A 24,495-nucleotide genomic window follows, 5' to 3' on the forward strand; every position below is an offset into this window, starting at 1 on the left:
CGGGCTACGCCCTCCCGGCGGTCTCATGCGCACGCCACAAGTGGCCGACTTTTGCTCCGCCACGTGGCCGGATTTTACTCCGCCGTTGACACCGAAGAACTATGGCGACGTCCCCAGGCTCGGTCCACCACTGCCGGGCGATCTCGGCCGTCCGATCCTCAGCGCGCAGAACGGCGGGCATTCGGTCCCGGCACCGGCCGTCGCTGCGCCTGACCAGGGCGTCAGCGAGGAAGAACGCCGGCGCCTTCAGGAGATCGAGGCCGCCCGCACGGCCAAGCTCTTCGCCCAGACTGATGTGAGGCCCGGCAGCGCCTCAACCGCCACCACCATCGCGCCGGGCAGCGCGACGCCGGACCTTAACAGCCTCGGCCTCGCGCCGCAGCCCACAACGCCCACGGCGCAGGATCGGCAACAGGCCTTCCTCGACAAGGCAACCGACAAGCGCACCGTCTCGCCCGATCGTGTCGCGGCACCTGCATCGGCCAATATCCTCCAGGCCGGCGCGGTCATCCCGGCGGCCCTCATCTCCGGCATCCGCTCCGATCTGCCCGGACAGATCACCGCGCAGGTGACCGAGAATGTCTATGACAGCCCAACGGGGCAAATCCTGCTCGTGCTGCAGGGCACGCGCGTCATCGGCCAGTACGACAACGGCGTCGGCTTCGGTCAGCGCCGCGTGCTTCTGGTGTGGACCCGATTGATCTTCCCGAATGGCCGGTCAATTGTGCTGGAACGCCAGCCCGGTGCGGACAGCCAGGGCTTTGCCGGCCTCGAAGATGGCGTCGACTACCATTGGGGGGAGTTGTTCAAGGGTGCTGCGGTCCTTTCGACAATCCTGAGCATCGGCGCGGAAGCGGGCTCTTCCAGCGACGAGAGCACGATCGAGCGTGCGCTCCGCCAGGGCACCTCCGACAGTATCAGCCAGACCGGTCGTCAGATTGTGCAGCGCCAACTTAATATTGCGCCCACGTTGACCATCCGACCAGGCTTCCCCGTGCGGGTGCTGGTAACGCGCGACCTTGTCCTCGAACCCTATGGAGGCTGACCATGACCAAACTGAAACTTGGACCACTCGCCGACGACAAGCCGGTCAAGGTTACGCTGGAGCTGCCCGCCGGACTGCACCGCGACTTGGCTGTCTATGCGGATATCCTCGCTCGAGATGCCGGCCAGCCCGCCGCTGATCCAGTTCGTCTGATCGTTCCCATGCTGGAGCGGTTCATCGCGACGGATCGCGGCTTTGCAAAGGCGCGCCGGACCTCGGGAAAGGATTCTCAGCAGGCCGCGACCCAGCCGCCAAGCGGGACTTAGCCATCTGACGCGCCATGCTGATCATACGGCGACTAGCGGGATTGTCGTTATATGGCGACCAGACCGCACTGAACGGCAGCACTTCGCCCCGGATCGGCCGGTAGACCACGCCTGGAAACAACGCAGCTGTCGTTGCTTCGCTCGCAATAGCTATCCCTCGGCCGATTGCGACCAACGTCATTAGGTTATCGCGGCCAACATATTGTGCTTCTATATCCGGGTGACGACCGAAATCTGCGAGGCGTCGCACGAGGTAATTACGAATTTCCGGCCCTGGGGCAGCGTTGCTTACGATGAAATGCGCATCCACTACCTGTGCCCATTCGACTTCGTCGGCTTGTGTGAGCGGATGCTCGGAAGGGAGGACCAAAAATATACGTTCGCTCCAGAGGTGCGCGGAATCGCAATCCCTCCATGCCGAAGTTCCCGTTACAAATGCGATGTCGAGCTTGAGTTGACGCAACGAGGAAACATGTTCTGATGGGTTTCCGTTGATAAACTCGATCGACACACCTTTGTGGTATCTGTTATAGGAATAGAGTAAGTCACGAAGAAATCCGGACGAGAGGGATGAGAATATTCCGATTTTAATTTGGCCGCTCTCTGAGCGTCCAATAGCAGCAACATCGTTGGCGCCATCACTCACACTCTGCAGAGCTATTCGTGCCTGAGACAGAAAACGTTGGCCTGCGAAGGTCAGTGTCACACCGGTCGTCCTGCGATGGAAAAGCGAGGCGCCCAACTCGTCTTCCAAATCACGGATACGGCGGCTAATCGCTGATTCCTGTATTCCAAGTGCGAGGCCAGCCTTGCGAAAACTTCCATGTTCCGCCGCCTTCACGAAATAGCATAGATGACGAAGGCCGGCTATCATTAGAGGCCACGTGCCACCCAATCGGGTTCATTCTCAACGTAAGTTTGATGGCCAGCCTTCTGTCCTCGGCATGTCTTTCTGTCTTCGCCGTACTTAGTGTTTGGAGGAAAATCGGATCCTATGGAAAAGACGGTGGATTCGAACGCAACTGCCGCCGTTCTCATGGCTGTTTGCCAGCGCATTGCCGAAGCACTTCCTGTAGATCCTGTACGACGGCTTCCGGATTTTCGTAATATCCGAAATGGCCGCCACGAGGATGTGCATTCATGTAGACCGTGTTGAAGAACGAAGCGCGGGGACCAGAAGCGAAAAGCGCGGCGCGGTCTTCGGTCTTCACGCCTGGAGGGTTTTCTCCGCCCAGGAAGGTGATGCCCACCGGTGCCTCCACAACGGGTTGGCGGTCGTGCGAGGGCGCCCATGGGTAGCGTGCCGCGTCCGCATAGGCACGCATCGAGGACCCTGCCGTTCCCGTGACCCAGTAGATCGTCGCATTGGCCAGCATGTGTTCGCGGGAAAAGACCCGTTCGGGGTCACCTGTCACCTTGCCATCGCCGTCGCGCGTGTCGCCCCAGGCCCGCCAACGTTCCAGCAGCCAGGCCAGCAGGCCAACCGGGGAATCATTTAACCCGTAGGCCATGGTCTGCGGGTCAAGCACGTGTACTGCGAAATGCGCCGCGAACTTGGTGACTGCGGGCGAGACTTTGGCCCCCGTATCCCAAGCCCGCGCCGCCACGTTCCACGGCATCTGTGTGCCGAACTGGTCCAGCAGCATTGGGTGCATGATGTGAATGCCGTAAAGGCTTTCGGCGTATTTGTGCCCCAGTTGCGAGGCGATCAGCGCGCCCCAGTCACCGCCGCTGGCCGCATAGCGCTCGAAGCCCAGCACATCGGTCATCAGCCGGTGCCATAGGTCCGCGATCTGCCAGAAAGTCAGGCCCGCACGCGGGACTGTGCCGGAAAAGCCATAGCCGGGCAGGGATGGGATAATCAGCTCGAACGCCTCGGTGGGATCACCGCCATGGGCAGCAGGGTCGGTCAGCGGGCCGATTACGCGTTCCATGTCCCAGAACGACCAGGGCCAACCGTGGGTCAAGATCAGCGGCTTTGGGGCAGGGCCTTTGCCGGGGATACTCAGGTAGTGGATCGGAATACCGTCAATCTTGACCCGCCAATTGTCATAGGCATTGATCCGTGCCTCGACCGCGCGCCAATCGAAACTTTCGACCCAGTCCCGGGCGAGGGATCTCAGATATCCTTCTTCGACGCCATAGGACCAATCGCTATTGCCGGGGTCATCCGGCCATCGTGTGGCGCGAATGCGGGCCACCATGTCATCCAGCACGTTTTGAGCAACGTGGATCGGGTATAAGGTCGGGGTCATGTCTTTACATTTCCAATCACTTCTTGACGGCGGCGGCGATGCGCCGGGCCACGGCGATCAGCGCGTCGCGCTCTTCGGGGCGCACATGCTGCAGGGCCCGCTCGCGAATGGCGGCGGCATGCACGGGACGCGTCAATGCGAGCGCTTGGGCGCCCGCCTCGGTCAAAGTCGCACATGCCGCGCCCTCGATCTGGTCGCGCGTGACCAGCCCGCGCTCTTCCATGCGGCGCAACTGGTGCGAAACGCGGCTCTTGTCCCAGCCAAGCGAGGCCAGCAGGTCGCGCTGCGCCAGACGGCCGTCACCCAACTCGTCCAGCCGCGAGAGGATCGCGAAATCCGCACCGGAAAGTGCAGTGCGTGCGGTGATGTCCCGCCCGACCGCCTGGCAGGCCTCGTCCCCCAGCATCTTGATTGCGTGCCAAAGGGCCTGTTCCTCGTCCGTGAGGCTATTGGCGGAGGGCTCAGTCATAGGTTTTGACCGGGAAGCGGCCGGCGAAACCTTTGAACATCTCGGCATAGGGTTCCGCAGCGGCGTGAAATGCTTCGCTGTCGGTCATCCCATAGCCGATGAAATCCTCCTCGGTTTCGGTGAGGCGCGCGAAGATGGCATCAGCGAAATCATTGAGCGGCACGCCATGGCTGGCCCCGGGACCAGCCAGCGCGGTTTGCACGGCAGGCGGGGCGATTTCCACCACGCGACACGGTGTTCCCTGCAGCGCGTGGCGCAGGGTGACGGTATAGCTGTGAAGCGCGGCCTTGCAGGCGGCATAAACGGGAGCAAAGGGCTGCGGAACATAGGCGCCGCCGGAGGTGACATTCGCGACTAGCGAAGGGCGCCCGGTTGCCAAGAGGTGCGGCACCAATAGATGGTTCAGGTGCACCGGACCAGACAGGAGCACGTCAATTTCCGCCTGTCTTTCGGTCCAAGGGGCATCGTCCTCTGCAAGCGCGACCCGCCGCTGAATACCGGCATTGTTGATGACTATGTTCAGAAAGGGGTGTTCGCGGTGCAGTTGCGCCGCCAAGGCCGAACGGTCTTCAGCCCTGCTCATGTCGTTCGCGATCGTCAGCAGTCCGGGGTGCGCCGCCGCTGCTTCGTCAAGACGTTGTTGCGATCGGCCCGTGACAATCACGGTGCTGCCTGCACTCAAGAACCGAGACGCCAAAGCAAGGCCAATGCCGGTGCTTCCGCCAGTAATGAGTGCTGTGGAATTGGATGATGCTATGGGCATGATTGACCTCTCGGTTGATGTGTCAACATAAGATGCACTGGTTGATGTGTCAACTCTTGAGGCGAAGGATGAGCGAAACACGTCTTGGCCCCGCCCGTCACGCTTTCGCGGCAGATACGGGCTCAGGCTCCGCGCACTATCTGTCTATCCCGAACGGACGTCACACGCGGTGACCAGAGGAGAAAATGCCCAAAACAGTTTGCTTGCCAAAATGCGGGGGCGGTTTAGTCTGACGGAAAATCGGTCGTTCTGCTCAGATTCTGCCAACTCAAAAGTTCATCTCGTCGCGCCTTGTTTGCGGCTTCGATGGCGCCAACTGCGTCGGTTCCCAAGGCTAAACGCAGGGGAGGGTTGTCCATGCCAGGGATACTAAAGATGACCTCTGCGGCCCGCTTCGGATCGCCTGGTTGCTTGCCATTATAAATGTGCTGCATGCGGGCGGCTACGCCGACCTCGGCGTCATATTCCGGGCGCCCGTTTCTGATCGTCGTCGAAGTGCCCGCGAAATCTGTGCGAAAACCACCGGGCTCAACGATCGTGACACGGACACCTATCAACTCCATTTCCCGCTTGAGGACCTCGGAAAAGCCCTCCACGCCCCATTTCGCGGCAGAATATGCCGATCGCCCCGGCGCGCCCAAGCGCCCACCCACCGAGGAAAGCTGAATGATGTGGCCTGACCGCTGCGCCCGCATATGGGGAATGGCAGCCTTCGTCATGATGATGGTGCCGAAGAGGTTGGTCTCGATCTCACGCCGGACGTCCACGAGCGACGTATCCTCGACCGATCCGATGTTACCAAAGCCTGCATTGTTCACCAGCATGTCCAGACGACCGAAGTGCTCGATGGCAAGGCGAACCGCCGCGTCGGCCTGCTCCGGCTCTGTTACGTCCAGCTTCGTAGCGACGAGTTGTCCGGGGCGCCCCGTGTTCAGGCCGTCGAGAGCGGCCGGATTGCGTGCGGTCGCCAAAAGATTGTCACCCGCATCCAATATTTTTTCGGCCAAGGCACGACCAAGTCCGCGCGAGCTTCCGGTGACAAGCCAAGTTCTTTGCATCTGATTTCTCCATCTTTTTTGGCCAATTTCCGTTGCCAAATCAGATAGGCTTGCTGCAGTTCCCAGATAAGTGGCACAATCGCGCATGATATGGTGAAACAATTAGGACAATTGCATGGTCGATTTGGCACAGCTTCGTGCAGTGCGCTCGGTCGCGCAGCGCCAAGGATTTCGTGCCGCTGCAACTGATCTGGGCATGTCGCGCTCGGCGTTAAGCCACTGCATAGCGGCGCTTGAGAAGCAATTGGGAGTACGGATCTTCCACCGAACCACTCGTAGCGTGACGCTGACCGAGGCGGGAGAGGCTTTTCTCAAAGAGATAGAGGAGCCGCTTGGGAACCTTTTGATTGCAGTCGAAAATGCTGGGAACACTGGCGGCGAACCTCAAGGCACACTGAGGCTCAATGCGTCGCTCGGCGCGGCGCGACAGATCATGACGCCTATATTGTTGGAGTTTCTCCGACAGTACCCGAAGGTTACAATTGATCTTGTCACCGAGGGGAAACCTATCGACGTAATCGAGGCGGGCTTTGATGCGGGGATAAGACTGGCTGAGCTAGTTCCCAAGGATATGATTGCGATTCCTTTGGGGCCAGAGCAGAGATTTGCCGTGGTTGCGACCCCTGAATACTTCAGGCGTCATCCGCCGCCTGCTACACCTGCGGATTTGAAGGAGCATCATTGCCTTAGAACCCGGCTTCCGGATGGGGGGCTCTATCGTTGGGAGTTTGAACGGCGTGGCGAGCGGGTCAACTTGGATGGCGTTGGGCAGCTCATTCTCGATGAACCATTGCTGACACTTGAGGCGGTTCGGGCAGGTTTTGGTGTCGCCTATTTGAGTGAGTGGAACGTGTCGGAAGATCTGGCCAGCGGTCGGCTTGTTAGGGTTCTTGACGATTGGACGCGACCTTATCCCGGCCTGTGTCTCTACTATTCCGGCCGGCGCCATATGCCCCCAGTGCTCCGCGCAATGGTGGACATGCTACGGGATCGCTAATTATCTGATTTATCAGAAAAATAAAGTTATGATGTCGTTGGCTTATAAAGGACCAGAGCCTACTTTGGACGGTGTGAGGCTGCTTATCGTGTCTTTATGCGATGCGATACGTCTGCCAAAGTAATACTCAGCTTTCGTCTTGGCCTTCAAAACGCGCGGGAAGCCACCAATATACTATCCGTGATAGCCACAGGCGCGAGTCCGCTCCTGCGTGTCCTCTTCAAAAAGCTCGATAAGACAGCCAGCCGTGGCAAACTTTTGTTTACGCAGCTACCTGAAAAAGTCGCTTAAGATCGATGCATGTCCCCGCCACCATCTTTACTTGCTTGGTAACTTCGCCGACGTCGGCCGGGCCCACCGGTCGGCCATCAGGGCGCAAGTTGTGATCAGATCCTGCCCCCGCAACCAATCTCACCAAAACCAGACGCGATGATCGCTGGCGCGAAGACTTCATCTTCGCTGGCGATGGTAGCTCGTCGTCCTTCGGACCATAACCTGAAGGCCGCAGGTTCAAATCCTGCCCCCGCAACCAATAAAGGCCCGTTAACGCAATGCGTTAGCGGGCCTTGCCCGTTTCTGGCTTCTCAATTCCAATCTTCAAATCGTCAACATCGTCACCCGGTCGTCACCGTGAAAGACATTCTGGGTGATTGGAATGTAAGCGCTCATTTCTCGTAAGCCTCCGGTGAAGGCCGTCTTGCGAGACTGGCGTGAACATTGGAAGTCCTAGTGCAAACACTAGGAGTAGTCCTATGACCAAACATTCGATTGAAGTGATCACGTCTGTCGAGCGCCGTCGGCGCTGGTCACGCGAGGACAAGGAGCGGCTGGTTGCCGCCTGCCTTGAGCCTGGTGCGGTTCTTTCCGAGATTGCGCGATCGGCCGGCATCCACGTGAGCCAGCTCTTTCGTTGGCGCAAGGAACTGTGCCGGATCGAGGAGCCGTCGACGCTGGGATCGAGCACCTTGGTGCCCGTGATCGTTTCGGAGGCCGCACCGGCAGTCCCGCCTGCTGCCTCAGAAGCGCCGGCCTCATCGCATCCTCGCCGGAAACGCAGCGATGTCACGATTGATCTGGGCCGCGGTCGTCGTGTCCGCGTGGATAGCGACATCGACACGGAGGCACTGGCGATGATCCTGTTTGAGAAGTTCGCCCAGCATCAACCGCTCACCCAGCGCGTCTTGGATCATATCGGCCATCGCAACTCCTGTCTGAAGGTTGGGTTGCAACTACACTATCCAATCTGTCAGGGGCTTCCGTTTAAAGCCAGCCCCAGTCACCGCGATAGCGGTTTAGCTCAATCCTGAATGCCGATGGGTTCTAGTGGTTCAGGCACAGCGTTGCAGACCTCCGCCTCTGTCGAAGGCCTGTGATTGCAGGTCTGGCTCTTGACTGCTTTGCTAGAATCAAACCGAACTGATTCTATTGGCATATTTCACGGAGTGACCTTCATGTGTTTTGAGGCGCGGGTAAATGCGGTGATCGATGACGCGATCGCACAGAAGCGCATTGTCGGGGCGACGATCCTTTTTGCGCGTGGCGGTGAGCTGCTGTTTCGGCGCGCCGCAGGCTTTGCCGATCGTGAGACAGAGCGGCCCGTAGCGCTTGATACGATCTACCGGCTGGCATCCGTCACCAAACCGGTTGTTGCCACCGCCGCGCTTGCCATGATCGATGCCGGACTTTTCGCCCTGGATGACAAAGTGTCGGATCGTCTGCCGTGGTTTCACCCGAAAGGGCCCGACGGGCAGCAGGCTGATATCCGCATCCGTCATCTTCTGACGCATACATCGGGTCTTGATTACACAGGTGGCGCTGCGGTTCTGCCCAAGGGCGAGGCGGCCAATAGCGGGTTGACGGATACTGATCTTGGCTTTGAGGAAAATTTCGCCCGGCTGAACGATGTGCCGCTCAATTTCGCGCCCGGTTCTGCCTGGGCCTATTCGGTGGCAATCGATATTCTCGGCGCGTTGATTGCTCACACCACCGGGGCAACGCTGGAAGCGGCGGTGGTGAAATATGTCATCGGTCCGCTTGGCATGACAGATACGCGCTTTTCGGTGACAGATGAGACCCGCCTTGCAACGCCCTATGCCGATCACAAGCCGGAGCCCGTGAAAATGCGCCGCCTGCATAGTGTTGCCGATCGTTATGGTCAGGTCCATGGCTTTTCACCGGGGCGGATCTTCAATCCGAAAGCCTTCCAGTCCGGCGGTGCGGGGATGGCGGGCACGGCCGGTGATCTGCTGAGCCTGCTCTCAAGCTATGTCTTGCCGTCTTCGACGCTGCTGAAAGCGGAAACGGCCCGGTCGGCATTGCAGAACCAGATTGCGCCGGAAGCCGTCGGACCGGGCACCGGGTTCGGTTTTATCGGCTCGGTGGTGAGCGATGCAGAGGCAAACGGTAAGAACCTGCCCACCGGAGCGGTAACCTGGGGCGGGGTCTACGGCAATTGCTGGTCGATTGATCCGAGTAGCGGTACGGTCGGCGTCATCATGACCAATACGGCGATGGAAGGCTGCAATGGCGCTTTCCCGGATGATATCTGGAAGGCCTTTTACTCCGCCTGAGCTTTGAGGTGGTCTGCGGCGCGGCGACGCGCCTCGGCATCGGCGGCATAGATATCCTCGATCGAAGCGGCTGCGGGAAGAGCCTGCATTGCGTTCATCACCTTCCCGGTGATTTCGGCCATTTCAAGAAAGCCGCAGCGACCGGCGATAAAGGCTTCAAGCGCGACTTCCTTGGCCGCGTTCAGCACGGCGCCCTGCAATCCGCCGCGTTCCATGGCGGTGCGGGCGAGGCGCAGCGCGGGGAAGCGCGTCTCGTCCGGTGCTTCGAAATCAAGCCGGGCCAGCCGCGCGAAATCCAGCCGTTCGACCGAGAGCGACGGGCGGGCGGGATAGGCCAGCGCATAGCCGATGGCAGTGCGCATGTCGGGGCTGCCGAGCTGGGCCAGCACCGAGCCGTCCGCATAGCCGACCATGGAATGGATGATCGATTGCGGGTGAACGATCACCTCGACCTGATCCGGCCGCAGGCGGAACAGATGCATCGCCTCGATCATTTCCAGCGCCTTGTTGAACATGGAGGCGCTGTCGATGGAAATTTTGAGCCCCATCGACCAGTTCGGATGCGCCCGTGCCGTTGCCGCATCGACATTGCGCATTTCGGCAAGGCTTTTCGTGCGGAATGGCCCGCCCGATGCGGTGATGATGACCCGCTCCAGTGCCTTGCGCTGGTTCTCCTCCAGTACCTGGAAGATGGCGGAATGCTCGCTGTCGACAGGCAAGAGCCTGCCGCCGCCATCGGCAACCGCCTGCATGAACAGCGGTCCGGCCGAAACGAGGCATTCCTTGTTGGCAAGGGCGATATCGGCGCCGGCCTTTGCTGCGGCAAGGGCGGGCTTCAGGCCGGCGGTGCCGACAATGGCGGCCATGACGATATCATTATCCATGGCGGCAGCCTCCATCAGGCCGGTTTCACCGGCCATGGCGGTGACGGCGCTGCCGGAAAGTGCCTCTTTCAGCGCTGCATAGCGTTCAGGATCTGCAGTGACGGCGGCTCTGGCGCGATGTGTGATGGCTGAGGCTGCAAGCGTATCAATGTTGGAGTGGCCGGTGATGGCTGTGACTTCAAAGCGCTCTGCGCCGCCGAGCTGATCGATAACGTCGAGTGTGTTGATGCCGATGGATCCGGTTGCACCGAAAATCGCAATACGTCGCTGTGTCATGATCAGAAATTCAAACCTTCAAAACCTGTTGCTGATGGCCTAGCCCAAAAGACGGCCGAGCAACAGGTCTGTCTTTGATCTCGTCCGGTCTTTGGAAGGGTTTTGCGCGGATTGGGCCTGATTATCCCGGCTGGATGGAGCCCGGGGAGGGTGGATCTGGCCGCAGGGACTGGAAAAGCGGCGAGCGAACGACTATCACTGACCGACAGCTGTGAGCCTTTCAAGAAAGGTTTGTTGCCGGAAAATGAACAGTAATCATATGGGCAGGGAAACGGGTGATGGTCGAGGCAATCAAGCGCATCGGTGTTATCGGCGCGGGTTCAATGGGATGCGGCGTTGCCCATGTTTGTGCTGCGGCTGGCTATGACGTGCAGCTGATTGATCGAGACATGGAGCAGATCGAGCGCGGGCTGGCGACGATCAACGGCAATCTTGCGCGACAGGTGACAAGCGGCAAGCTGTCTGATGACGATCGCAAGAAGGCCCTGTCAAGGATCACCGGTTCCGTTGATCTTCAGGATCTCGCATCCTGCGACCTCGTGCTTGAGGCGATTACCGAGGAAGAGGATGCCAAGCGCAAGCTGTGGCAGAAGATCTGCCCGATCCTGAAGCCGGACGCGCTTATGGCAACCAATACATCCACCTTTTCGATCACGCGTCTCGCCGCTGTCACGGATCGGCCGGAACGCTTCATGGGGGTGCATTTCATGAATCCGGCGCCGGTGATGGATCTGGTGGAGCTGGTGCGCGGCATTGCCACCGATGAGGCGACCTATGAGGCCGCCAAGGCCTTTGTCACCTCGCTTGGCAAGACCCCGACCGTGTCTGAGGATTTTCCCGCCTTCATCGTCAACCGCATTCTGCTGCCGATGATCAACGAGGCGATCTATGTCCTTTATGAAGGTGTCGGTTCGGTTGATTCCATCGATACAGCGATGAAACTCGGCGCGCGCCACCCCATGGGGCCGTTGGAACTCGCTGACTTTATCGGCCTTGATACCTGCCTTGCCATCATGCAGAACCTTTACGAAGGCCTGTCTGATGGCAAATACCGTCCCTGTCCGCTGCTAGTCAAATATGTCGATGCCGGCTGGCTCGGCCGCAAATCCGGTCGCGGCTTTTATGATTATCGCGGCGATGAACCGGTGCCGACCCGATAAGCGCTGCTATTGCGCCGACGCGCAGGAGGGGCAGCCCGAAAGCTCATCCAGGATCGGGCAGTCGGGACGGTTGTCGCCATGGCAATGGTCAGCGAGATGTCTGAGCGTGGCCTTCAGGCTTTGAAGCTTGGCAAGCTTTTCCTCGATCTCGGTAATCTTGCTCAGCGCCAGGCGTTTCACCTCGGCGCTTTCACGGCCGTCATCGTCATAAAGTGAGAGCAGCTGGCGGCATTCTTCCACGGAAAAACCGAGATCGCGGGCGCGGTGGATGAAGCCAAGCCGCTGGACATGGGACTGGGAATAGTCGCGATAGCCGTTTTCAGCCCTGTCGGCGACGACAAGGCCGATATCCTCATAATAGCGGATGGTTTTGGCCGGCAGACCCGAACGTTCCGCAGCAGTGCCGATATTCATGACGCAGACTCCAACATTCCAGTCTTTGGAATGTAGGCGCGTGGCCGATGAATTTCAATCGCCGGAGAGGGCGGTGCGCACCATCGCCGAGAGATCTTCATCGCCATGGCCTGCCTCAAGGCAATCGGCATAGCTTTTGCGCGCGGCATCGATGGCCGGGGTGTCGATGCCGAGACTGTCGGCGACCGCGGCAAACAGGGTGGCATCTTTCAGGGCGCCGGTAACGGGGAAGCCGACGGATGTGTCCTGGCCGAGAATACGCGGTGTGCGGCCCTTCAGCGCCGGTGAACCCGACGGGCTGGTCACGAGAATGTCCAGCATCTTTTCCACGCTGAGACCGGCTTTCTTGCCCGTCATCATCGCTTCCTTCAGCACTTCCCAATAGCCGCAGAGCATCATGTTGTTGACGATCTTGGCGGCGGCGCCCGTGCCAAGTGATCCGGTGTGATGGATGCGGTCGGAGAGTGTTTCGGCGACGGCCAAAAACCGGTCGAAATCGATCTTCGCGCCGCCGATATAAAGCCCGGCCTTGCCTGCCGCGATCAGTTCCGGTCCACCGGAGATCGGCGCGTCGATGGCGGTGCCGCCCTTGGCCTTGATGGCGGCCGAGGCGTCGCGCAGCACGGTCGGGCTGACGGTGGAGGTTTCCACCACCAGCTTGCCGGGCAGCGAAGTGGCGGTCAGCGTGTCCAGCACGCCTTTCACCGCCGCGTCATTGATCAGCGAGGTGATGATGATATCGGCCTCGCGCGCCATGACGGTGAGCGAGCGGGCAACCGTGCTGCCGGTTTCGGCGGCCAGTGCATCCGGTACGCCGGAGCGGTTCCACAAGACGACGCTGAAGCCGTTTGCGGCAAGCCGTCTTGCCATGGCCGAACCCATGCGGCCGGTGCCGCAAATGCCGATTACCTCACCCGTCATGCTGTCATCCTTCCGTCAGGCGGCCTTGGCCTGCTGATATTCCTTGATGGCGATCATCTTGATGGCCGGTGCGCGCTCAGCCTCGTAATTCAGCGAGAAACCGTCCTGGGCCAGAAACACGGGATCACCGTCGAGATCGCGGGCGATATCGCCGCGATGGGAGGAGATGAACTTGTCCAGATCCATCACTTTCTCCGCTGAAATCCAGCGGCACACCGAAAAGCGCGACATTTCGAAGGAAACCGGGAGGCCATATTCCGCCTTCAGCCGCTCTTTCAGAACATCGAGCTGCAGCGCACCGACGACGCCGACGATTGCCGGCGAGCCATCTTCGGGGTTGAACAATTGCACCACGCCTTCCTCGGCCATCTGCTGCAGGGCTTCCTTCAGCTTCTTGGCCTTCATCGCATCTTCAAGGCGCACGCGGCGCAGGATTTCCGGAGCGAAGTTCGGCACACCCTGAAACACGAGTGCCTCGCCCTCGGTCAGCGTATCGCCGATCCTGAGTGCGCCATGGTTGGGAATGCCGACGACATCGCCAGCAAAAGCGGTATCGGCCAGCTGGCGCTGCGAGGCAAAGAAGAATTGCGGGGCCGTCAGCCCCATCTGCTTACCCGTGCGCGACAGCCGGGCCTTCATGCCGCGTGTCAGCGTGCCGGAGCACACACGGACAAAGGCGATGCGGTCGCGGTGGTTCGGATCCATATTGGCCTGGATCTTGAACACGAAGGCGCTCATCTTCGGGTCGGTTGCTTCCACCATACGTGTGTCGGCCACCTGGGCGCGGGGCGGCGGGCCAAAATCGGACAGCGCGTGAATGAGGTCGCGGACGCCGTAATTGCGCAGCGCCGAACCGAAATAGACCGGCGTCATGTGCCCCTCAAGGAAGGACTGGCGATCAAAGGCCGGGAAGCCTTCCACGGCCAGTTCCGCGCCATCCGCCCAGTCTTCGCGCTCATGTTCCGGCAGGCGGTCGGCAACCACGCGCGGGCCGTTCACCTTGGTCAGTTCGCGTTCGGCATCACCGCCGCGAATGGCGCTGTCCTTGAGGTGATAGGTGCCGCAGAAACTCTTGCCCTGACCGATCGGCCAGGTCATCGGCACAGTATCAAGCGCCAGTTTCTGCGCCACCTCGTCGAGGATTTCGTAGGTGTCGCGCGCTTCGCGGTCCATCTTGTTGACGAAGGTGATGATCGGGATATCGCGCAGCCGGCAGACTTCGAACAGCTTCAACGTTCTGGGCTCGATACCCTTGGCCGCGTCAATCACCATGATGGCGGCATCCACCGCCGTCAGCGTGCGATAGGTGTCATCGGCGAAGTCTTCATGGCCGGGTGTGTCGAGCAGGTTGAAGACCGTGTCCTCATATTCGAAGGTCATGACCGATGTGACGACCGAAATGCCGCGCTCGCGCTCGATCTTCATCCAGTCAGAGCGGGTCTGGATCCGGTCCTTCTTCGCCTTGACCTCACCGGCCAGCTGAATGGCGCCGCCGAACAGAAGCAGCTTTTCCGTCAGCGTGGTCTTACCGGCGTCCGGGTGGGAGATGATGGCAAAGGTACGGCGGCGTGCGACCGCTTCGGCAAGCGTTTCGGGCATTTTGACAAAATCCTGTTAATTGGCCGCATATCTAACGATTTCGGCCCGCATATGCAATTGACCCGTGACTTCGTGATGGCAAGAGTAAAATCCATGAACAAGATGCTTGATGATTTACCCGCCCTGAAGCTGAAACGCCTGGACAATGCCAAAGGCATTGAGCCGCCCGCTTATGAAACTGCGGGCTCGGCAGGCATGGATATCCGTGCCGCGATTGATGAACCGCTGACGCTGGCGCCGGGAAAACGCGCGCTGGTGCCGACCGGCTTCGTCTTTGAAATCCCGGAAGGCTTTGAGGCGCAGGTTCGCCCGCGCTCGGGCCTTGCGATCAAGAACGGCATTACCTGCCTCAACAGTCCCGGCACGATCGACAGTGATTATCGCGGTGAGGTCAAGGTCATCCTGATCAATCACGGTGACGCCGATTTCGTTATCGAACGCGGCATGCGTATTGCCCAGATCGTGATTGCACCGGTCACCCAGCTGAAAATCGCGCTTGTCAGCGACGTCACCGATACGCTGCGCGGTTCCGGCGGCTTCGGCTCCACCGGGGTCTGACGGGTGAGCGAAGACCGCACCTTTGATTTCTACAACAAAGAGGCCTCCGTCTATGCGGGGGCCTCTCGCGTTTCAAACGCTGAACGCCTGAGCGGTTTTCTCAAAGCGCTGCCGCCGGGCGCCAGCATCCTTGAGCTTGGCTGCGGTGCGGGTTTCGACAGCGCCTTCATGCTGGCGGCGGGATTTGACGTCACGCCCAGCGATGGTTCCCCTGAAATGGTCCGCGAGGCCGAGGCTCGGCTTGGCCGGCCGGTGCGCCTCATACCGTTCGAGGCGCTGGAAGATGCTGCTTGTTATGACGGCATCTGGGCCAATGCCTGCCTTCTCCATGTCCCGCGGGATCGGCTGGCGGGTGTCTTTATGCGTATCTTCACCGCCATGCGGGCGGGCGGATTGTTTTATGCCAGCTACAAGACGGGCAAACCCGAAGGGTTTGACGCTTATGGGCGCTATTACAATTATCCCGAACGGGACGCGTTATTGATGCAGTATCAGGCGGCGGGTTTTCGCGACATTCGGATCGAAGCGCGGGCCGGCGGCGGTTATGGCGGCGAAAAGGTCGACTGGCTGTATATTTTTGCAACAAGGCCGAATGTGTAAGACGTTTCAGGCCAAGGCATGATTTTGAAGTTCCGGTCTTTGTAGTAGCGTGACATGTCTGCGGGAGGTGCGGCCATGGAGATGATCGAGATATTCGAGCGGCTTGGACTGGCACTGGCGATTGGTGCTCTGGTTGGCATGGAACGCGGCTGGCAGGAGCGTGAGCTGCCGGCGGGCGGGCGGGCAGCGGGCATCCGCACCTTCGCGCTGTCCGGTTTTTTAGGCGGCGTTTCCGGCTATCTTCAGGGCATTACCGGCCCGGTTTTGCCGGCCATGCTGCTGGCGGGCTTTGTTCTGGCTTTCGTCGTCTTTTCCTATCGTGCGGCCACGCCACGCAATGATTTCAGCGTCACCGGCGTGGTGGCGGCGCTGATCGTCTTTGCGCTTGGCGTGGTGTCGGTGACCGGTGATATGCGCATCGCCGCTGCCGGGGCGGTGGTCACCACAGGCTTCCTGGCGGCGCGGCACAGCCTGCATGGCTTTCTGCGCGCCATGACCTGGACGGAATTGCGTTCGGCGCTGGTCCTGCTCGCCATGACCTTCGTAGCGCTGCCGCTTCTGCCTGATCACCCGGTGGACCCCTGGGGCGCCTTCAATCCATTCACCGTCTGGCTGATGACAGTGATGATCGCGGCGCTTTCCTATGCGGGCTACGTGGCGATGCGGGTTGGCGGGCCGGATCGCGGGATTCTCTTCGCCGGTGCCGCAGGAGGCGTCGTCTCGTCAACGGCGACAACGCTTTCCTTCGCCCGGATATCCATGAGTGAGACCGGGCTGTCGCGCCAGCTTGCGGGTGCGGCTGCGCTTGCGGGTGGGCTGTCGCTGGTGCGCTGCTTCATCATCGCGGTGGCGGTCGACCCGGTTCTGGCGGCACCTCTTGCCTCAGGCCTTGCGCCGGGTCTCGTCATCTTTGTCGTTGCGGGGCTTTTGCTCAATGCCCGAAAGTCAGCGTCTGGCGGCGGACATGAGCTGGAGCTCAAAAACCCGTTCGAGCTGGGGATGGTGCTGCGCTTTGGCGCATTGCTTGGCGCCATCGGTTTCATCTCCAAGCTACTGGTGCAGTTTCTTGGCCCCTCCAGCATCATCATCATCGCACTCGTTTCGGGTATTCCCGATCTGGATGCGATCACGCTTTCAACCGCGCATCTGGCCGGAAATTCTGTTCCGATCGAAACGGCTTCGCTGGCGATCTTGCTGGCGGTGACCGCAAATCTCGTCACCAAAATGGTGCTTGCCATTTCAAGCGGCACGCCGACCTATGGCCGCCTGCTCGGTGGGCTCACCATGACAGTGATCGTCGCTGGCGGCATCGGGATTGCCGTTGCGCTCAAGATTTTGTTCTGAGCGCGGTCACAGCGGTGGAAGCCGTCGTTTGACCGGGCTGGACTTGATGATCGAGGTGCTGGTCGCCGCCTTTTCGATCAGCGGGTCGAGCATATCGTCAAGTTCCTGCATCGAGCGGAAGACAAGCCGGATGAAGAAACAGTCGTCACCTGTCACCTTGTCGCATTCGATCACCAGCGGCATGGCCTCGATCAGGCTCTGGATGATATGCAGCATTCCCGGAAGCGGCTTTACCCGAACGAAGGCTTCCATAGGATAACCGACGGCCGCAAGATCAATCTCGGCGGCATAGCCACTAATGATGCCGCGCTCTTCAAGCCTTCGGATCCGCTCGGCAGCGCTGGGCGAGGAAAGGCCGGCAAGGGCCGCTAGCTCCTTCAGCGACAGCCGCGCATTGCCGGCAAGAGCTGCCAGCAGCTTGCTATCCGTCTCGTCGAGCGCTGTAGTACGATTAGGTGAAGACATTAATTTTCCGAACAATCGTAATTAAGTGGTATTTTAGACCTAATATAGTCCGTTTAAAATTGTTTGGCATTCAAATAATCTGAGGGTCTCACTCAACGGAGAACATATATGAGCCCGTCAGAACGAACCGGAGCCATGCAGATGCTGGTGGCTATGGCGACCGCCGGTACGGTCGGCCTATTCGTCGTTTTCGCGCATCTTCCAGTGGTCAGTATCGTTTTCTGGCGCTGCATTCTGGGCGGCACAATCCTGTTCGGGGTCTGTGCACGGCTGGGTTATCTCACTATGGCTGGGCTTGATCGTCGGCGCATCGTCTTCATGATGCTTGGCGGCCTCGCCATTCTGGGAAACTGGCTGTTTCTCTTTGCCGCCTATGCCCGTGCGCCGATTTCGGTAACGGCGACAGTTTACAATACCCAGCCCTTCATGATGGTCATTCTCGGCGCGCTGTTTCTCGGCGAGCGGCTGACGGCAAGCCGGATTATATGGCTTGCAGCGGGCTTTGCCGGCGTGGTGGTGATCACCGGCGGCCCCTTTACCGGCGCTGCCGTATCTCAAACCTATCTGATCGGGGTTGGCTTTGCGTTTGTCTCGGCCTTTTTCTATGCGCTTTCGGCGATTTTCACCAAGGCGCTGAAGGGGGTACCGCCGCATCTGATCGCGCTGGTTCATATGGGGCTCTCGGCATTGCTCCTGCTGCCCTTTGTCAGCTGGACTGTCTGGCCGCAGACAATGCTGTCCTGGGGCTCGGTGGCTGCGCTTGGCATCATCCATACGGGCCTTGTCTATGTCCTGCTTTATGCTGGTTTTCAGAAGTTGCCAACCGTCATCAGCGGCGCATTGTCCTTCGTCTACCCGGTGGTGGCGATCATCGCCGACGCTTTGGTTTTCGGACATGTCTTCAGCGCTCCGCAGATGCTTGGCGCTGCCCTGATTTTCATCAGCGCGGCTGCCACAACATTTGGCTGGCCGCTTATCCCGGCACGTTTTCGGCTGCACGGTCGGGCGGCAAACAAGCTGGCCAAAGCTGATTGACTATCATCAAATTTTGCGGGGGATGGCCAGCTTCGAAAGGTTTCAGGAATGAATTTGCTCACTATCAAAGAAAATGAGTATCAAATTCCTGCGGCCCTGCTGGCTGATCTGTTTCATACCTCGAATTGTCCGCTCCTGAACCCTAACTAAGGAGAAAGTTCACTAGGGAGCATCATCCATGGAACAGAACGGCAAACCTGGTCGCGGGAAAATCTATTCCTCAATCCTTGAAACGATTGGCGATACGCCGCTGGTCCGGCTCGACAAGCTGGCCAAAGAGAAGGGCGTGAAGGCCAATCTTCTGGCCAAGCTCGAATTTTTCAACCCGATTGCATCGGTCAAGGACCGTATCGGCGTTGCGATGATCGAAGCGCTGGAAGCCGAGGGCAAGATCACGCCCGGCAAGACGGTTCTGGTCGAGCCGACCTCTGGCAATACCGGCATTGCGCTTGCCTTTGCCGCCGCGGCCAAGGGTTACCGCCTGATCCTGACCATGCCGGAATCCATGTCGATCGAGCGTCGCAAGATGGTCGCCCTGCTTGGCGCCGAGCTGGTTCTGACCGAGCCTGCCAAGGGCATGAAGGGCGCGATCGCCAAGGCTGAAGAACTGGTGGCCGATCTGCCGGATGCGATCATCCCGCAGCAGTTTGAAAACCCGGCCAATCCGGCGGCCCATCGCAAGACGACGGCGGAAGAGATCTGGAATGACACCGATGGCGCGGTTGACATCTTCGTTGCCGGGATCGGCACGGGCGGCACCATTACCGGTGTCGGCCAGGTGCTGAAGGAAAAGAAACCCTCGGTCCGGGTCGTCGCGGTTGAGCCGACGGCCTCGCCGGTTCTGTCCGGTGGCGCGCCGTCGCCGCACAAGATCCAGGGCATTGGCGCCGGGTTCGTGCCGGGCGTGCTGGACACCAAGGTCTATGACGAGATCATTACGGTTTCCAACGAAGATGCCTTTGAAAATGCCCGCAATGTCGCCCGCATCGAGGGCGTTCCGGTCGGCATTTCCTCCGGTGCGGCGCTGACGGCTGCCATTGAGCTTGGCAAGCGCCCGGAAAATGAAGGCAAGAACATCGTCATCATCATCCCGTCCTTTGCCGAACGCTATCTCTCGACGGCACTGTTCGACGGTCTGGGTGAGTGACGCTTCCATTGCGGCTGACGGAAATGTCGGGTCGCCTGAGGCGGCCCGTGAGATTGCTGACACAGTCATTCAGATTGCCTGTTTGGGGTGAGGCCCCCTCCGTCGTCATCCCCGTGCTCGTCACGGGGATCCAGGCGCATAAGGGCATTGGATTATAAGAGTCTTTCGCCGTGCAGACGCATTGCAGCTGGATATCTGTGCCAGGCACAGATATGACGCCAGTGGGGTTTGGAACGTTTTCGCAACAGTCTGACGGGTCGCCTGAGGCGGCCCGTTTTCGTTACAGGTCATGCAGAACATAGGCGGCCTTGACCGCGGCGGAGGCGCGGTTTTCCACGCCGAGCTTCACATAGATCTGTTCCAGATGTTTGTTCACGGTGCGGGCTGAAAGGCCGAGAATATCGGCAATATCGCGATTGGCCTTGCCCTTGGCGATCCACAGCAGCACTTCGGATTCGCGCACCGTCAGCGGAAAAGTCTGCCGCAGCACCTCGTCATCGGCAACCGGGTTGGCCGGTGTGATCCGGAACAGAAGCTCATCGGCATTGATCCGTTCGAGAAGCGCCAGCTGAAACAGTTTCTTGCCATCGCGTGCGATGGGCAGAAGCGGGGCAGCCGCTCCTGCCGCAGCCTCGTGGCGACGGGCTTTCAGGATTGCCCCGACCTCGGATGTGAGCCAGGCGACATCGATATCACCACCGATCGCGTCATGGATAAGCCGGCTTGCCTGCGGCGTCAGCCAGAGCGGGCGTCCCGCGCCATTGGTTGCCATCAGATGGCGGCCAGCCGCGTCGAGGGCGATCCGCGCACTCTGGGTGGAGCGGGCATTGGAAAGATGGACGCGGATGCGCGCGCGTAATTCGTCGATATTGATCGGCTTGGTCAGATAATCGACGCCACCTGATTCCAGCGCATGGACGATATGCTCCGTCTCCGATAGCCCAGTCATGAAAATCACCGGGATCGTGTGGGCAGGGCCGGCCTTCAGCCGCCGGCAGGTCTCGAACCCGTCCATCTTCGGCATCACCGCATCCATCAGAACGATATCGGGTGAGAGCTTTTCGACAATGGAAAGTGCGTTTGCGCCCGAGGTAGCGATCAGCACCGAATAGCCGCTTTCCTCCAGCGCTTCCGTCAGGAAGGAAAGCGTTTCGGGACTATCGTCCACCAGCAATACAATGTCACGGGCTCTTACGGCCTCAGCCATGATCGCGCTCCACCCCCTGTTTCGCGTCGTTCAATTCGTCCAGATGTTGCTTTAGGAATTTTCGAAAACCGTCAAGGTCGAACACGTCGATATAGGCGCTGGCTTCAGCACTGAAGGCTTTCAGCGCCGGTTCATCTGCCTCAACTGCGGCGAGGCGGTCGCGAATGCCCCGGACATAGCCGATCTCGCCAAGTTCGATCAGCGCCTGCAGGATCTGCGGGTCCGGAACCGCAACACTCAGTTCCGCTTCTGCCGTCTTGGGCAAGGGCGGATCGCCGCGGATCCAGTGGAGCCCCAGCTGCGCGGCAAGCACGTCGTAAAGCCGCTTCAGATCCAGAGGTTTGGACAATGTCGCATTATGGCTATCATCGCCATGGCCAAGCACGGCGTCGTCACCGATATTGGCTGACAGCATCACGATCGGCCTCGCCACGCCGCGTTCACGCAAGCCGGTTGCCAGCTGCCAGCCGGTCATGCCGGGCATGCGGATATCGATGAGGAATAGGTCAGGCTCGCCTGCTTCCAGCGCCTGAAGACAGGTCGCACCGCTTGCGACCGCGACAACGCCGAAGCCGAGCGGTTCGAGAATATCACGCATCATGGCGCGATGTTCCTCATTGTCGTCGACCACCATGATGGTGCGCCGGACGCCGGCATAGCCGGTGATCGCCTGTTCGGCGTGGGTGGCGTTTTCGGCACGTTCAAGCGAGGCCAGCATCATCCGCACGGTAAAGGTTGTCCCCTTGCCGGGCCTGCTTGAAACCATGATTTCGCCACCCAGCGTGTTGACCAGAAGTTGGGTGATGGTCAGTCCGAGCCCGAGGCCCGGCTTGGTCGTGTCGTTTTCACTGCCCCGTTCGAAAGGTTCGAAAATGCGGACGATATCGGATTCGGCAATGCCGTCACCGGTATCGCTAACGATGAACGTGGCGACCTGATTGCGATATTGCGCAGAAAAACGGATCGCGCCGCTATCGGTGAATTTCACCGCATTGGAGAGAAGATTGACCAGGATCTGGCGCAGCCGTTTCTCATCGGTTCTGACGTAAAGGGGCAGGGCGGTGCTTCTGTCATGCTCGAAACTGAGGCCCTTGGCCCGGGCCTGCGGGGCAAACATGTCGATGATCTGATCAAGGAAGTCGGTGAGGTTGATCTCGTTGGCATAGACCTGCAACCGGCCGGATTCGATCCGGGAAATATCGAGCAAGCCGTCGATCAGCCCGGAGAGATAGTCGGCGGACCGGCGGATCGACTTGATCGCCGGCTGACGGGCTTCAGGGATGGCCGGGTCGCGCTCGAGAAGCTGGGCATAGCCGAGCACGGCGTTGAGCGGCGTTCTGAGTTCATGGCTGAGGCCGACGACATAACGGCTCTTTGCGCGGTTGGCGGCTTCCGCCGTTTCCTTGGCGGCCTGGAGTGCCGCGTCGGTTTTCTCATGCGCGGCGATTTCTTTCAAAAGCAGCGTGGTCTGGCGCGAGGATTCCTCTTCCGCCACCTTGCGGCTGTCATGGGCGAGCACGAAGAACCAGCTGACAATACCGGCAATCAGCGCGAAGACGAAGAAGACGATCAGCGTCGCACCATAGATAACATCGGCAGTTTCCGGTGTGGCGCGCACCATCTGGACAGCGATCATCGCCAGGATCGCGCCGATGACGGTAACGGATATAGCAACGGTGATCGTATAACGTCCGAGCCGGCTGGAAAGCGCCTGCACGGCGCGGTCTGGCAGAAGCTTGGCCGCGACAAAGCCGATCTGCGCATTCATCCGGGCTTTCGGTTTGCACAGGTCATGGCAACGGCTGTCGAGTGAGCAGCAGAGCGAACAGATCGGTCCGGCATAAGCGGGGCACCAGGCCATATCCTCCGGCTCGAAAGGATGTTCACAGATGGAGCAGGTGATCGAGGTTCGCGACTGCCAGCCCTTGCGTGGCTTGCGTGCGAGATAATAGCGCCCGCCCGTGGCAAAGGCCATTGCCGGCGAGATGACGAGGGCGACGCCGAGAGCGATAAAGGGCGCGAAGCCTGCGGCAAGCGTGCCGAAAAGACCGAAATGGGCGAAAAGCGCGATCGCACCTGACGCGGCCATGGTGCCAAGCCCGACCGGATTGATATCGTAAAGATGGGCGCGTTTGAACTCTATGCCCGGCGGCGACAGCCCCAGTGGCTTGTTGATGAAAAGATCTGCGGCGATGGTCGACAGCCAGGCCATGGCGACAATGGCAAAAACGCTGAAAGCCGATTCCAGCAGCCGGTAGATGCCAAGCTGCATCAAAAGAAGCGCAATCGCGACATTGAAAATCAGCCAGACAACGCGGCCGGGATGGCTGTGGGTGAGGCGTGAGAAGAAATTCGACCAGGCCAGCGACCCGGCATAGGCATTCATCACATTGATCTTCAGCTGGGAGACCACAACGAAAGCCGCCATCAGAAAGAGGGCGGCATAGTGGTTCGGGATCATGTAACCGAAGGCGGTGAGATACATATGGGCGGGGTCGGCGGCATAATCAGCCGGTGTTCCTGCGGTAAGCGCCAGCACGGCGAGAAAGGATCCGGCCATCAGTTTCGGCACGCCGACCAGCACCCAGCCGGGGCCGGCCAGAAAGACCGCGAGCCGGTGATAGAAGCGATGCCGTCCGGTTGCCGGCAGAAAGCGGAGGAAGTCGACCTGCTCGCCGATCTGCGGCAAAAGCGCGAAGATGACGCCGGCGGCAGCAGCAAAACCGGCAAGCGAGAACGGCGCGGCAAAGCCCGGCGGGGCCGGCTCCTGCGACAGGCCGGCAAAGCTGCGCCAGATCTGGAATTTCTCGACATCCATGAAGGCGATGAAGATGAAGGGCGCGATGTTGAGCACGATCCAGAAGGGCTGCGTGATGAGCTGAAAGCGCGAGATCATCTGCACGCCATGGGTGACCAGCGGGATCACCAGAACGGCGGAGATGATGTAGCTGATCCAGATCGGGATGCCGAAGGCGAGCTCCAGCGCGCCTGACATGATCGAGGCTTCGATGGCAAACAGAATGAAGGTGAAGCTTGCATAGATCAGCGAGGTGACGGTGGAGCCGATATAGCCGAAAGAGGCGCCGCGGGTGAGAAGATCGATATCGACGCCGTGGCGGATCGCGTAACGGGTGATCGGCCAGCCGACGACCAGCATGACAAGGGCGGCGACCAGTGCGGCAAAGAACGCATTGGTGGTGCCATGCGACAGTGTGATCGCCCCACCGACGGCCTCCAGCGCCAGAAAGGAGATCGCACCGATCGCGGTCTGTGAAATCCGGGTCGAGGAGAACCGCCTTGCGCTCTTGGCCGTGAAGCGCAACGCATAATCCTCAAGCGTCTGGTTGGCGACCCAGCGGTTATATTCACGCCGGATCGGAATGATGCGTTGGCGGGCTGTCATGAACGGTCAGGGCACCTGGCAGAAAAGCGAACAAGCCCTGATTGTTTACATGATCTCAG

At 59.8% G+C, this 24,495-nt stretch carries 23 protein-coding genes; 11 read left to right on the forward strand and 12 right to left on the reverse strand.

Annotated elements, in window-relative coordinates; translation table 11 throughout:
• On the forward strand, nucleotides 1–1,045 hold a 1,045-nt coding region (locus tag FJU08_RS06375; protein WP_141148160.1), incomplete at its 5' end, for a TraB/TrbI/VirB10 family type IV secretion system protein.
• 2 nt (nucleotides 1,046–1,047) lie between these two features.
• Nucleotides 1,048–1,311, forward strand: a complete 264-nt coding sequence (locus FJU08_RS06380) for a DUF2274 domain-containing protein (RefSeq protein WP_141148161.1) — start codon at nucleotides 1,048–1,050, stop codon at nucleotides 1,309–1,311.
• On the opposite strand, the gene FJU08_RS06385 is transcribed toward FJU08_RS06380, so the two are convergent.
• From FJU08_RS06385 to FJU08_RS06405, 5 genes are all read right to left on the reverse strand, one after another.
• Nucleotides 1,220–2,185 carry a LysR family transcriptional regulator gene (locus FJU08_RS06385; protein ID WP_141148162.1) on the reverse strand — a complete coding sequence of 322 codons (966 nt, stop codon included), beginning with the start codon at nucleotides 2,183–2,185 and terminating at the stop codon, nucleotides 1,220–1,222. The two genes, FJU08_RS06380 and FJU08_RS06385, sit on opposite strands and share 92 nt — an antisense overlap.
• 160 nt (nucleotides 2,186–2,345) lie before the next feature.
• Entirely contained in the window at nucleotides 2,346–3,566 is a 1,221-nt protein-coding gene (locus tag FJU08_RS06390) for an epoxide hydrolase family protein (RefSeq protein WP_141148163.1), read from the reverse strand.
• Between the two features lie 16 nt (nucleotides 3,567–3,582).
• The gene (locus FJU08_RS06395) at nucleotides 3,583–4,035 is read right to left on the reverse strand and encodes a MarR family winged helix-turn-helix transcriptional regulator (protein ID WP_141148164.1); all 453 of its coding nucleotides are present in this window, start codon (nucleotides 4,033–4,035) and stop codon (nucleotides 3,583–3,585) included.
• Nucleotides 4,028–4,798 (reverse strand): SDR family oxidoreductase, encoded by a 771-nt coding sequence (locus FJU08_RS06400; RefSeq protein ID WP_141148586.1) that lies wholly within the window; start codon nucleotides 4,796–4,798, stop codon nucleotides 4,028–4,030. The genes FJU08_RS06395 and FJU08_RS06400 overlap by 8 nt, the downstream gene beginning before the upstream one ends.
• Before the next feature lie 224 nt (nucleotides 4,799–5,022).
• A complete protein-coding gene (locus tag FJU08_RS06405) occupies nucleotides 5,023–5,856 on the reverse strand; it encodes an SDR family NAD(P)-dependent oxidoreductase (protein ID WP_141148165.1) in 834 nt (277 codons plus the stop codon).
• 115 nt (nucleotides 5,857–5,971) lie between these two features.
• Here FJU08_RS06405 and FJU08_RS06410 point away from each other — a divergent pair, with 115 nt between their 5' ends.
• The 3 genes from FJU08_RS06410 to FJU08_RS06420 all read left to right on the forward strand — a co-directional run bounded on the left by FJU08_RS06410 (nucleotide 5,972) and on the right by FJU08_RS06420 (nucleotide 9,423).
• Nucleotides 5,972–6,853: a LysR family transcriptional regulator gene (locus FJU08_RS06410; protein WP_141148166.1), complete on the forward strand. Its 882-nt coding sequence runs from the start codon at nucleotides 5,972–5,974 to the stop codon at nucleotides 6,851–6,853.
• A 752-nt stretch (nucleotides 6,854–7,605) separates the two neighbouring features.
• Complete coding sequence (gene tnpA, locus FJU08_RS06415) at nucleotides 7,606–8,160, forward strand: IS66-like element accessory protein TnpA (protein WP_141148167.1); 555 nt, start codon at nucleotides 7,606–7,608, stop codon at nucleotides 8,158–8,160.
• A 144-nt stretch (nucleotides 8,161–8,304) separates the two neighbouring features.
• Complete coding sequence (locus FJU08_RS06420) at nucleotides 8,305–9,423, forward strand: serine hydrolase domain-containing protein (protein WP_141148168.1); 1,119 nt, start codon at nucleotides 8,305–8,307, stop codon at nucleotides 9,421–9,423.
• Here FJU08_RS06420 and dxr read toward each other — a convergent pair.
• Nucleotides 9,411–10,583: a 1-deoxy-D-xylulose-5-phosphate reductoisomerase gene (dxr, locus tag FJU08_RS06425; RefSeq protein WP_141148169.1), complete on the reverse strand. Its 1,173-nt coding sequence runs from the start codon at nucleotides 10,581–10,583 to the stop codon at nucleotides 9,411–9,413. The two genes, FJU08_RS06420 and dxr, sit on opposite strands and share 13 nt — an antisense overlap.
• Nucleotides 10,584–10,861: 278 nt before the next feature.
• Here dxr and FJU08_RS06430 point away from each other — a divergent pair, with 278 nt between their 5' ends.
• Nucleotides 10,862–11,743 (forward strand): 3-hydroxybutyryl-CoA dehydrogenase, encoded by an 882-nt coding sequence (locus FJU08_RS06430; protein WP_141148170.1) that lies wholly within the window; start codon nucleotides 10,862–10,864, stop codon nucleotides 11,741–11,743.
• A gap of 6 nt (nucleotides 11,744–11,749) precedes the next feature.
• On the opposite strand, the gene cueR is transcribed toward FJU08_RS06430, so the two are convergent.
• From cueR to FJU08_RS06445, 3 genes are read right to left on the reverse strand one after another with little or no spacing between them, the layout of a single operon-like run.
• A complete protein-coding gene (cueR, locus tag FJU08_RS06435) occupies nucleotides 11,750–12,157 on the reverse strand; it encodes a Cu(I)-responsive transcriptional regulator (RefSeq protein WP_141148171.1) in 408 nt (135 codons plus the stop codon).
• A gap of 54 nt (nucleotides 12,158–12,211) precedes the next feature.
• Nucleotides 12,212–13,078 (reverse strand): NAD(P)-dependent oxidoreductase, encoded by an 867-nt coding sequence (locus FJU08_RS06440; protein WP_141148172.1) that lies wholly within the window; start codon nucleotides 13,076–13,078, stop codon nucleotides 12,212–12,214.
• A 15-nt stretch (nucleotides 13,079–13,093) separates the two neighbouring features.
• Nucleotides 13,094–14,677 carry a peptide chain release factor 3 gene (locus FJU08_RS06445; RefSeq protein ID WP_141148173.1) on the reverse strand — a complete coding sequence of 528 codons (1,584 nt, stop codon included), beginning with the start codon at nucleotides 14,675–14,677 and terminating at the stop codon, nucleotides 13,094–13,096.
• Between the two features lie 93 nt (nucleotides 14,678–14,770).
• On the opposite strand from FJU08_RS06445, the gene dut reads away from it, so the two are divergent.
• The 3 genes from dut (at nucleotide 14,771) to FJU08_RS06460 (ending at nucleotide 17,179) form a co-directional block, all read left to right on the forward strand.
• Nucleotides 14,771–15,235, forward strand: coding sequence for a dUTP diphosphatase (gene dut, locus FJU08_RS06450; RefSeq protein ID WP_141148174.1), 465 nt, complete (start codon nucleotides 14,771–14,773; stop codon nucleotides 15,233–15,235).
• A gap of 3 nt (nucleotides 15,236–15,238) precedes the next feature.
• On the forward strand, nucleotides 15,239–15,835 hold the full coding sequence (locus tag FJU08_RS06455; RefSeq protein WP_141148175.1) for a class I SAM-dependent methyltransferase: 597 nt from the start codon (nucleotides 15,239–15,241) through the stop codon (nucleotides 15,833–15,835).
• Between the two features lie 75 nt (nucleotides 15,836–15,910).
• Nucleotides 15,911–17,179 carry an MgtC/SapB family protein gene (locus FJU08_RS06460; protein WP_141148176.1) on the forward strand — a complete coding sequence of 423 codons (1,269 nt, stop codon included), beginning with the start codon at nucleotides 15,911–15,913 and terminating at the stop codon, nucleotides 17,177–17,179.
• A gap of 6 nt (nucleotides 17,180–17,185) precedes the next feature.
• Here the strand turns inward: FJU08_RS06460 and FJU08_RS06465 are convergent, their stop codons facing one another.
• On the reverse strand, nucleotides 17,186–17,644 hold the full coding sequence (locus FJU08_RS06465) for an Lrp/AsnC family transcriptional regulator (RefSeq protein WP_141148177.1): 459 nt from the start codon (nucleotides 17,642–17,644) through the stop codon (nucleotides 17,186–17,188).
• A gap of 108 nt (nucleotides 17,645–17,752) precedes the next feature.
• Here FJU08_RS06465 and FJU08_RS06470 point away from each other — a divergent pair, with 108 nt between their 5' ends.
• A complete protein-coding gene (locus FJU08_RS06470; protein ID WP_141148178.1) occupies nucleotides 17,753–18,679 on the forward strand; it encodes a DMT family transporter in 927 nt (308 codons plus the stop codon).
• Nucleotides 18,680–18,857: 178 nt separating this feature from the next.
• The gene (cysK, locus tag FJU08_RS06475) at nucleotides 18,858–19,826 is read left to right on the forward strand and encodes a cysteine synthase A (RefSeq protein ID WP_141148179.1); all 969 of its coding nucleotides are present in this window, start codon (nucleotides 18,858–18,860) and stop codon (nucleotides 19,824–19,826) included.
• 280 nt (nucleotides 19,827–20,106) lie between these two features.
• Here cysK and FJU08_RS06480 read toward each other — a convergent pair whose 3' ends face one another.
• Together FJU08_RS06480 and FJU08_RS06485 are read right to left on the reverse strand one after the other, a co-directional pair.
• Nucleotides 20,107–21,033 (reverse strand): response regulator transcription factor, encoded by a 927-nt coding sequence (locus FJU08_RS06480; protein WP_141148180.1) that lies wholly within the window; start codon nucleotides 21,031–21,033, stop codon nucleotides 20,107–20,109.
• The gene (locus FJU08_RS06485) at nucleotides 21,026–24,436 is read right to left on the reverse strand and encodes a hybrid sensor histidine kinase/response regulator (RefSeq protein ID WP_141148181.1); all 3,411 of its coding nucleotides are present in this window, start codon (nucleotides 24,434–24,436) and stop codon (nucleotides 21,026–21,028) included. The genes FJU08_RS06480 and FJU08_RS06485 overlap by 8 nt, the downstream gene beginning before the upstream one ends.
• Between the last annotated feature and the right edge of the window lie 59 nt (nucleotides 24,437–24,495).

The organism is Martelella alba, from assembly GCF_006516955.1.
Classification (GTDB): Bacteria; Pseudomonadota; Alphaproteobacteria; order Rhizobiales; family Rhizobiaceae; genus Martelella; species Martelella alba.

What these genes read in the sequence shown, in the direction of transcription:
- FJU08_RS06420 (WP_141148168.1), top strand. Translation starts at nt 8,305, where the DNA reads ATGTGTTTTGAGGCGCGGGTAAATGCGGTGATCGATGACGCGATCGCA.
- FJU08_RS06385 (WP_141148162.1), bottom strand. Translation starts at nt 2,185, where the DNA reads ATGATAGCCGGCCTTCGTCATCTATGCTATTTCGTGAAGGCGGCGGAA.
- dut (WP_141148174.1), top strand. Translation starts at nt 14,771, where the DNA reads ATGAACAAGATGCTTGATGATTTACCCGCCCTGAAGCTGAAACGCCTG.
- cysK (WP_141148179.1), top strand. Translation starts at nt 18,858, where the DNA reads ATGGAACAGAACGGCAAACCTGGTCGCGGGAAAATCTATTCCTCAATC.
- FJU08_RS06405 (WP_141148165.1), bottom strand. Translation starts at nt 5,856, where the DNA reads ATGCAAAGAACTTGGCTTGTCACCGGAAGCTCGCGCGGACTTGGTCGT.
- dxr (WP_141148169.1), bottom strand. Translation starts at nt 10,583, where the DNA reads ATGACACAGCGACGTATTGCGATTTTCGGTGCAACCGGATCCATCGGC.
- FJU08_RS06440 (WP_141148172.1), bottom strand. Translation starts at nt 13,078, where the DNA reads ATGACGGGTGAGGTAATCGGCATTTGCGGCACCGGCCGCATGGGTTCG.
- FJU08_RS06465 (WP_141148177.1), bottom strand. Translation starts at nt 17,644, where the DNA reads ATGTCTTCACCTAATCGTACTACAGCGCTCGACGAGACGGATAGCAAG.
- FJU08_RS06390 (WP_141148163.1), bottom strand. Translation starts at nt 3,566, where the DNA reads ATGACCCCGACCTTATACCCGATCCACGTTGCTCAAAACGTGCTGGAT.
- FJU08_RS06395 (WP_141148164.1), bottom strand. Translation starts at nt 4,035, where the DNA reads ATGACTGAGCCCTCCGCCAATAGCCTCACGGACGAGGAACAGGCCCTT.
- FJU08_RS06480 (WP_141148180.1), bottom strand. Translation starts at nt 21,033, where the DNA reads ATGGCTGAGGCCGTAAGAGCCCGTGACATTGTATTGCTGGTGGACGAT.
- FJU08_RS06400 (WP_141148586.1), bottom strand. Translation starts at nt 4,798, where the DNA reads ATGCCCATAGCATCATCCAATTCCACAGCACTCATTACTGGCGGAAGC.
- FJU08_RS06430 (WP_141148170.1), top strand. Translation starts at nt 10,862, where the DNA reads ATGGTCGAGGCAATCAAGCGCATCGGTGTTATCGGCGCGGGTTCAATG.
- FJU08_RS06445 (WP_141148173.1), bottom strand. Translation starts at nt 14,677, where the DNA reads ATGCCCGAAACGCTTGCCGAAGCGGTCGCACGCCGCCGTACCTTTGCC.
- cueR (WP_141148171.1), bottom strand. Translation starts at nt 12,157, where the DNA reads ATGAATATCGGCACTGCTGCGGAACGTTCGGGTCTGCCGGCCAAAACC.
- FJU08_RS06410 (WP_141148166.1), top strand. Translation starts at nt 5,972, where the DNA reads ATGGTCGATTTGGCACAGCTTCGTGCAGTGCGCTCGGTCGCGCAGCGC.
- FJU08_RS06460 (WP_141148176.1), top strand. Translation starts at nt 15,911, where the DNA reads ATGGAGATGATCGAGATATTCGAGCGGCTTGGACTGGCACTGGCGATT.
- FJU08_RS06485 (WP_141148181.1), bottom strand. Translation starts at nt 24,436, where the DNA reads ATGACAGCCCGCCAACGCATCATTCCGATCCGGCGTGAATATAACCGC.
- FJU08_RS06380 (WP_141148161.1), top strand. Translation starts at nt 1,048, where the DNA reads ATGACCAAACTGAAACTTGGACCACTCGCCGACGACAAGCCGGTCAAG.
- FJU08_RS06470 (WP_141148178.1), top strand. Translation starts at nt 17,753, where the DNA reads ATGAGCCCGTCAGAACGAACCGGAGCCATGCAGATGCTGGTGGCTATG.
- tnpA (WP_141148167.1), top strand. Translation starts at nt 7,606, where the DNA reads ATGACCAAACATTCGATTGAAGTGATCACGTCTGTCGAGCGCCGTCGG.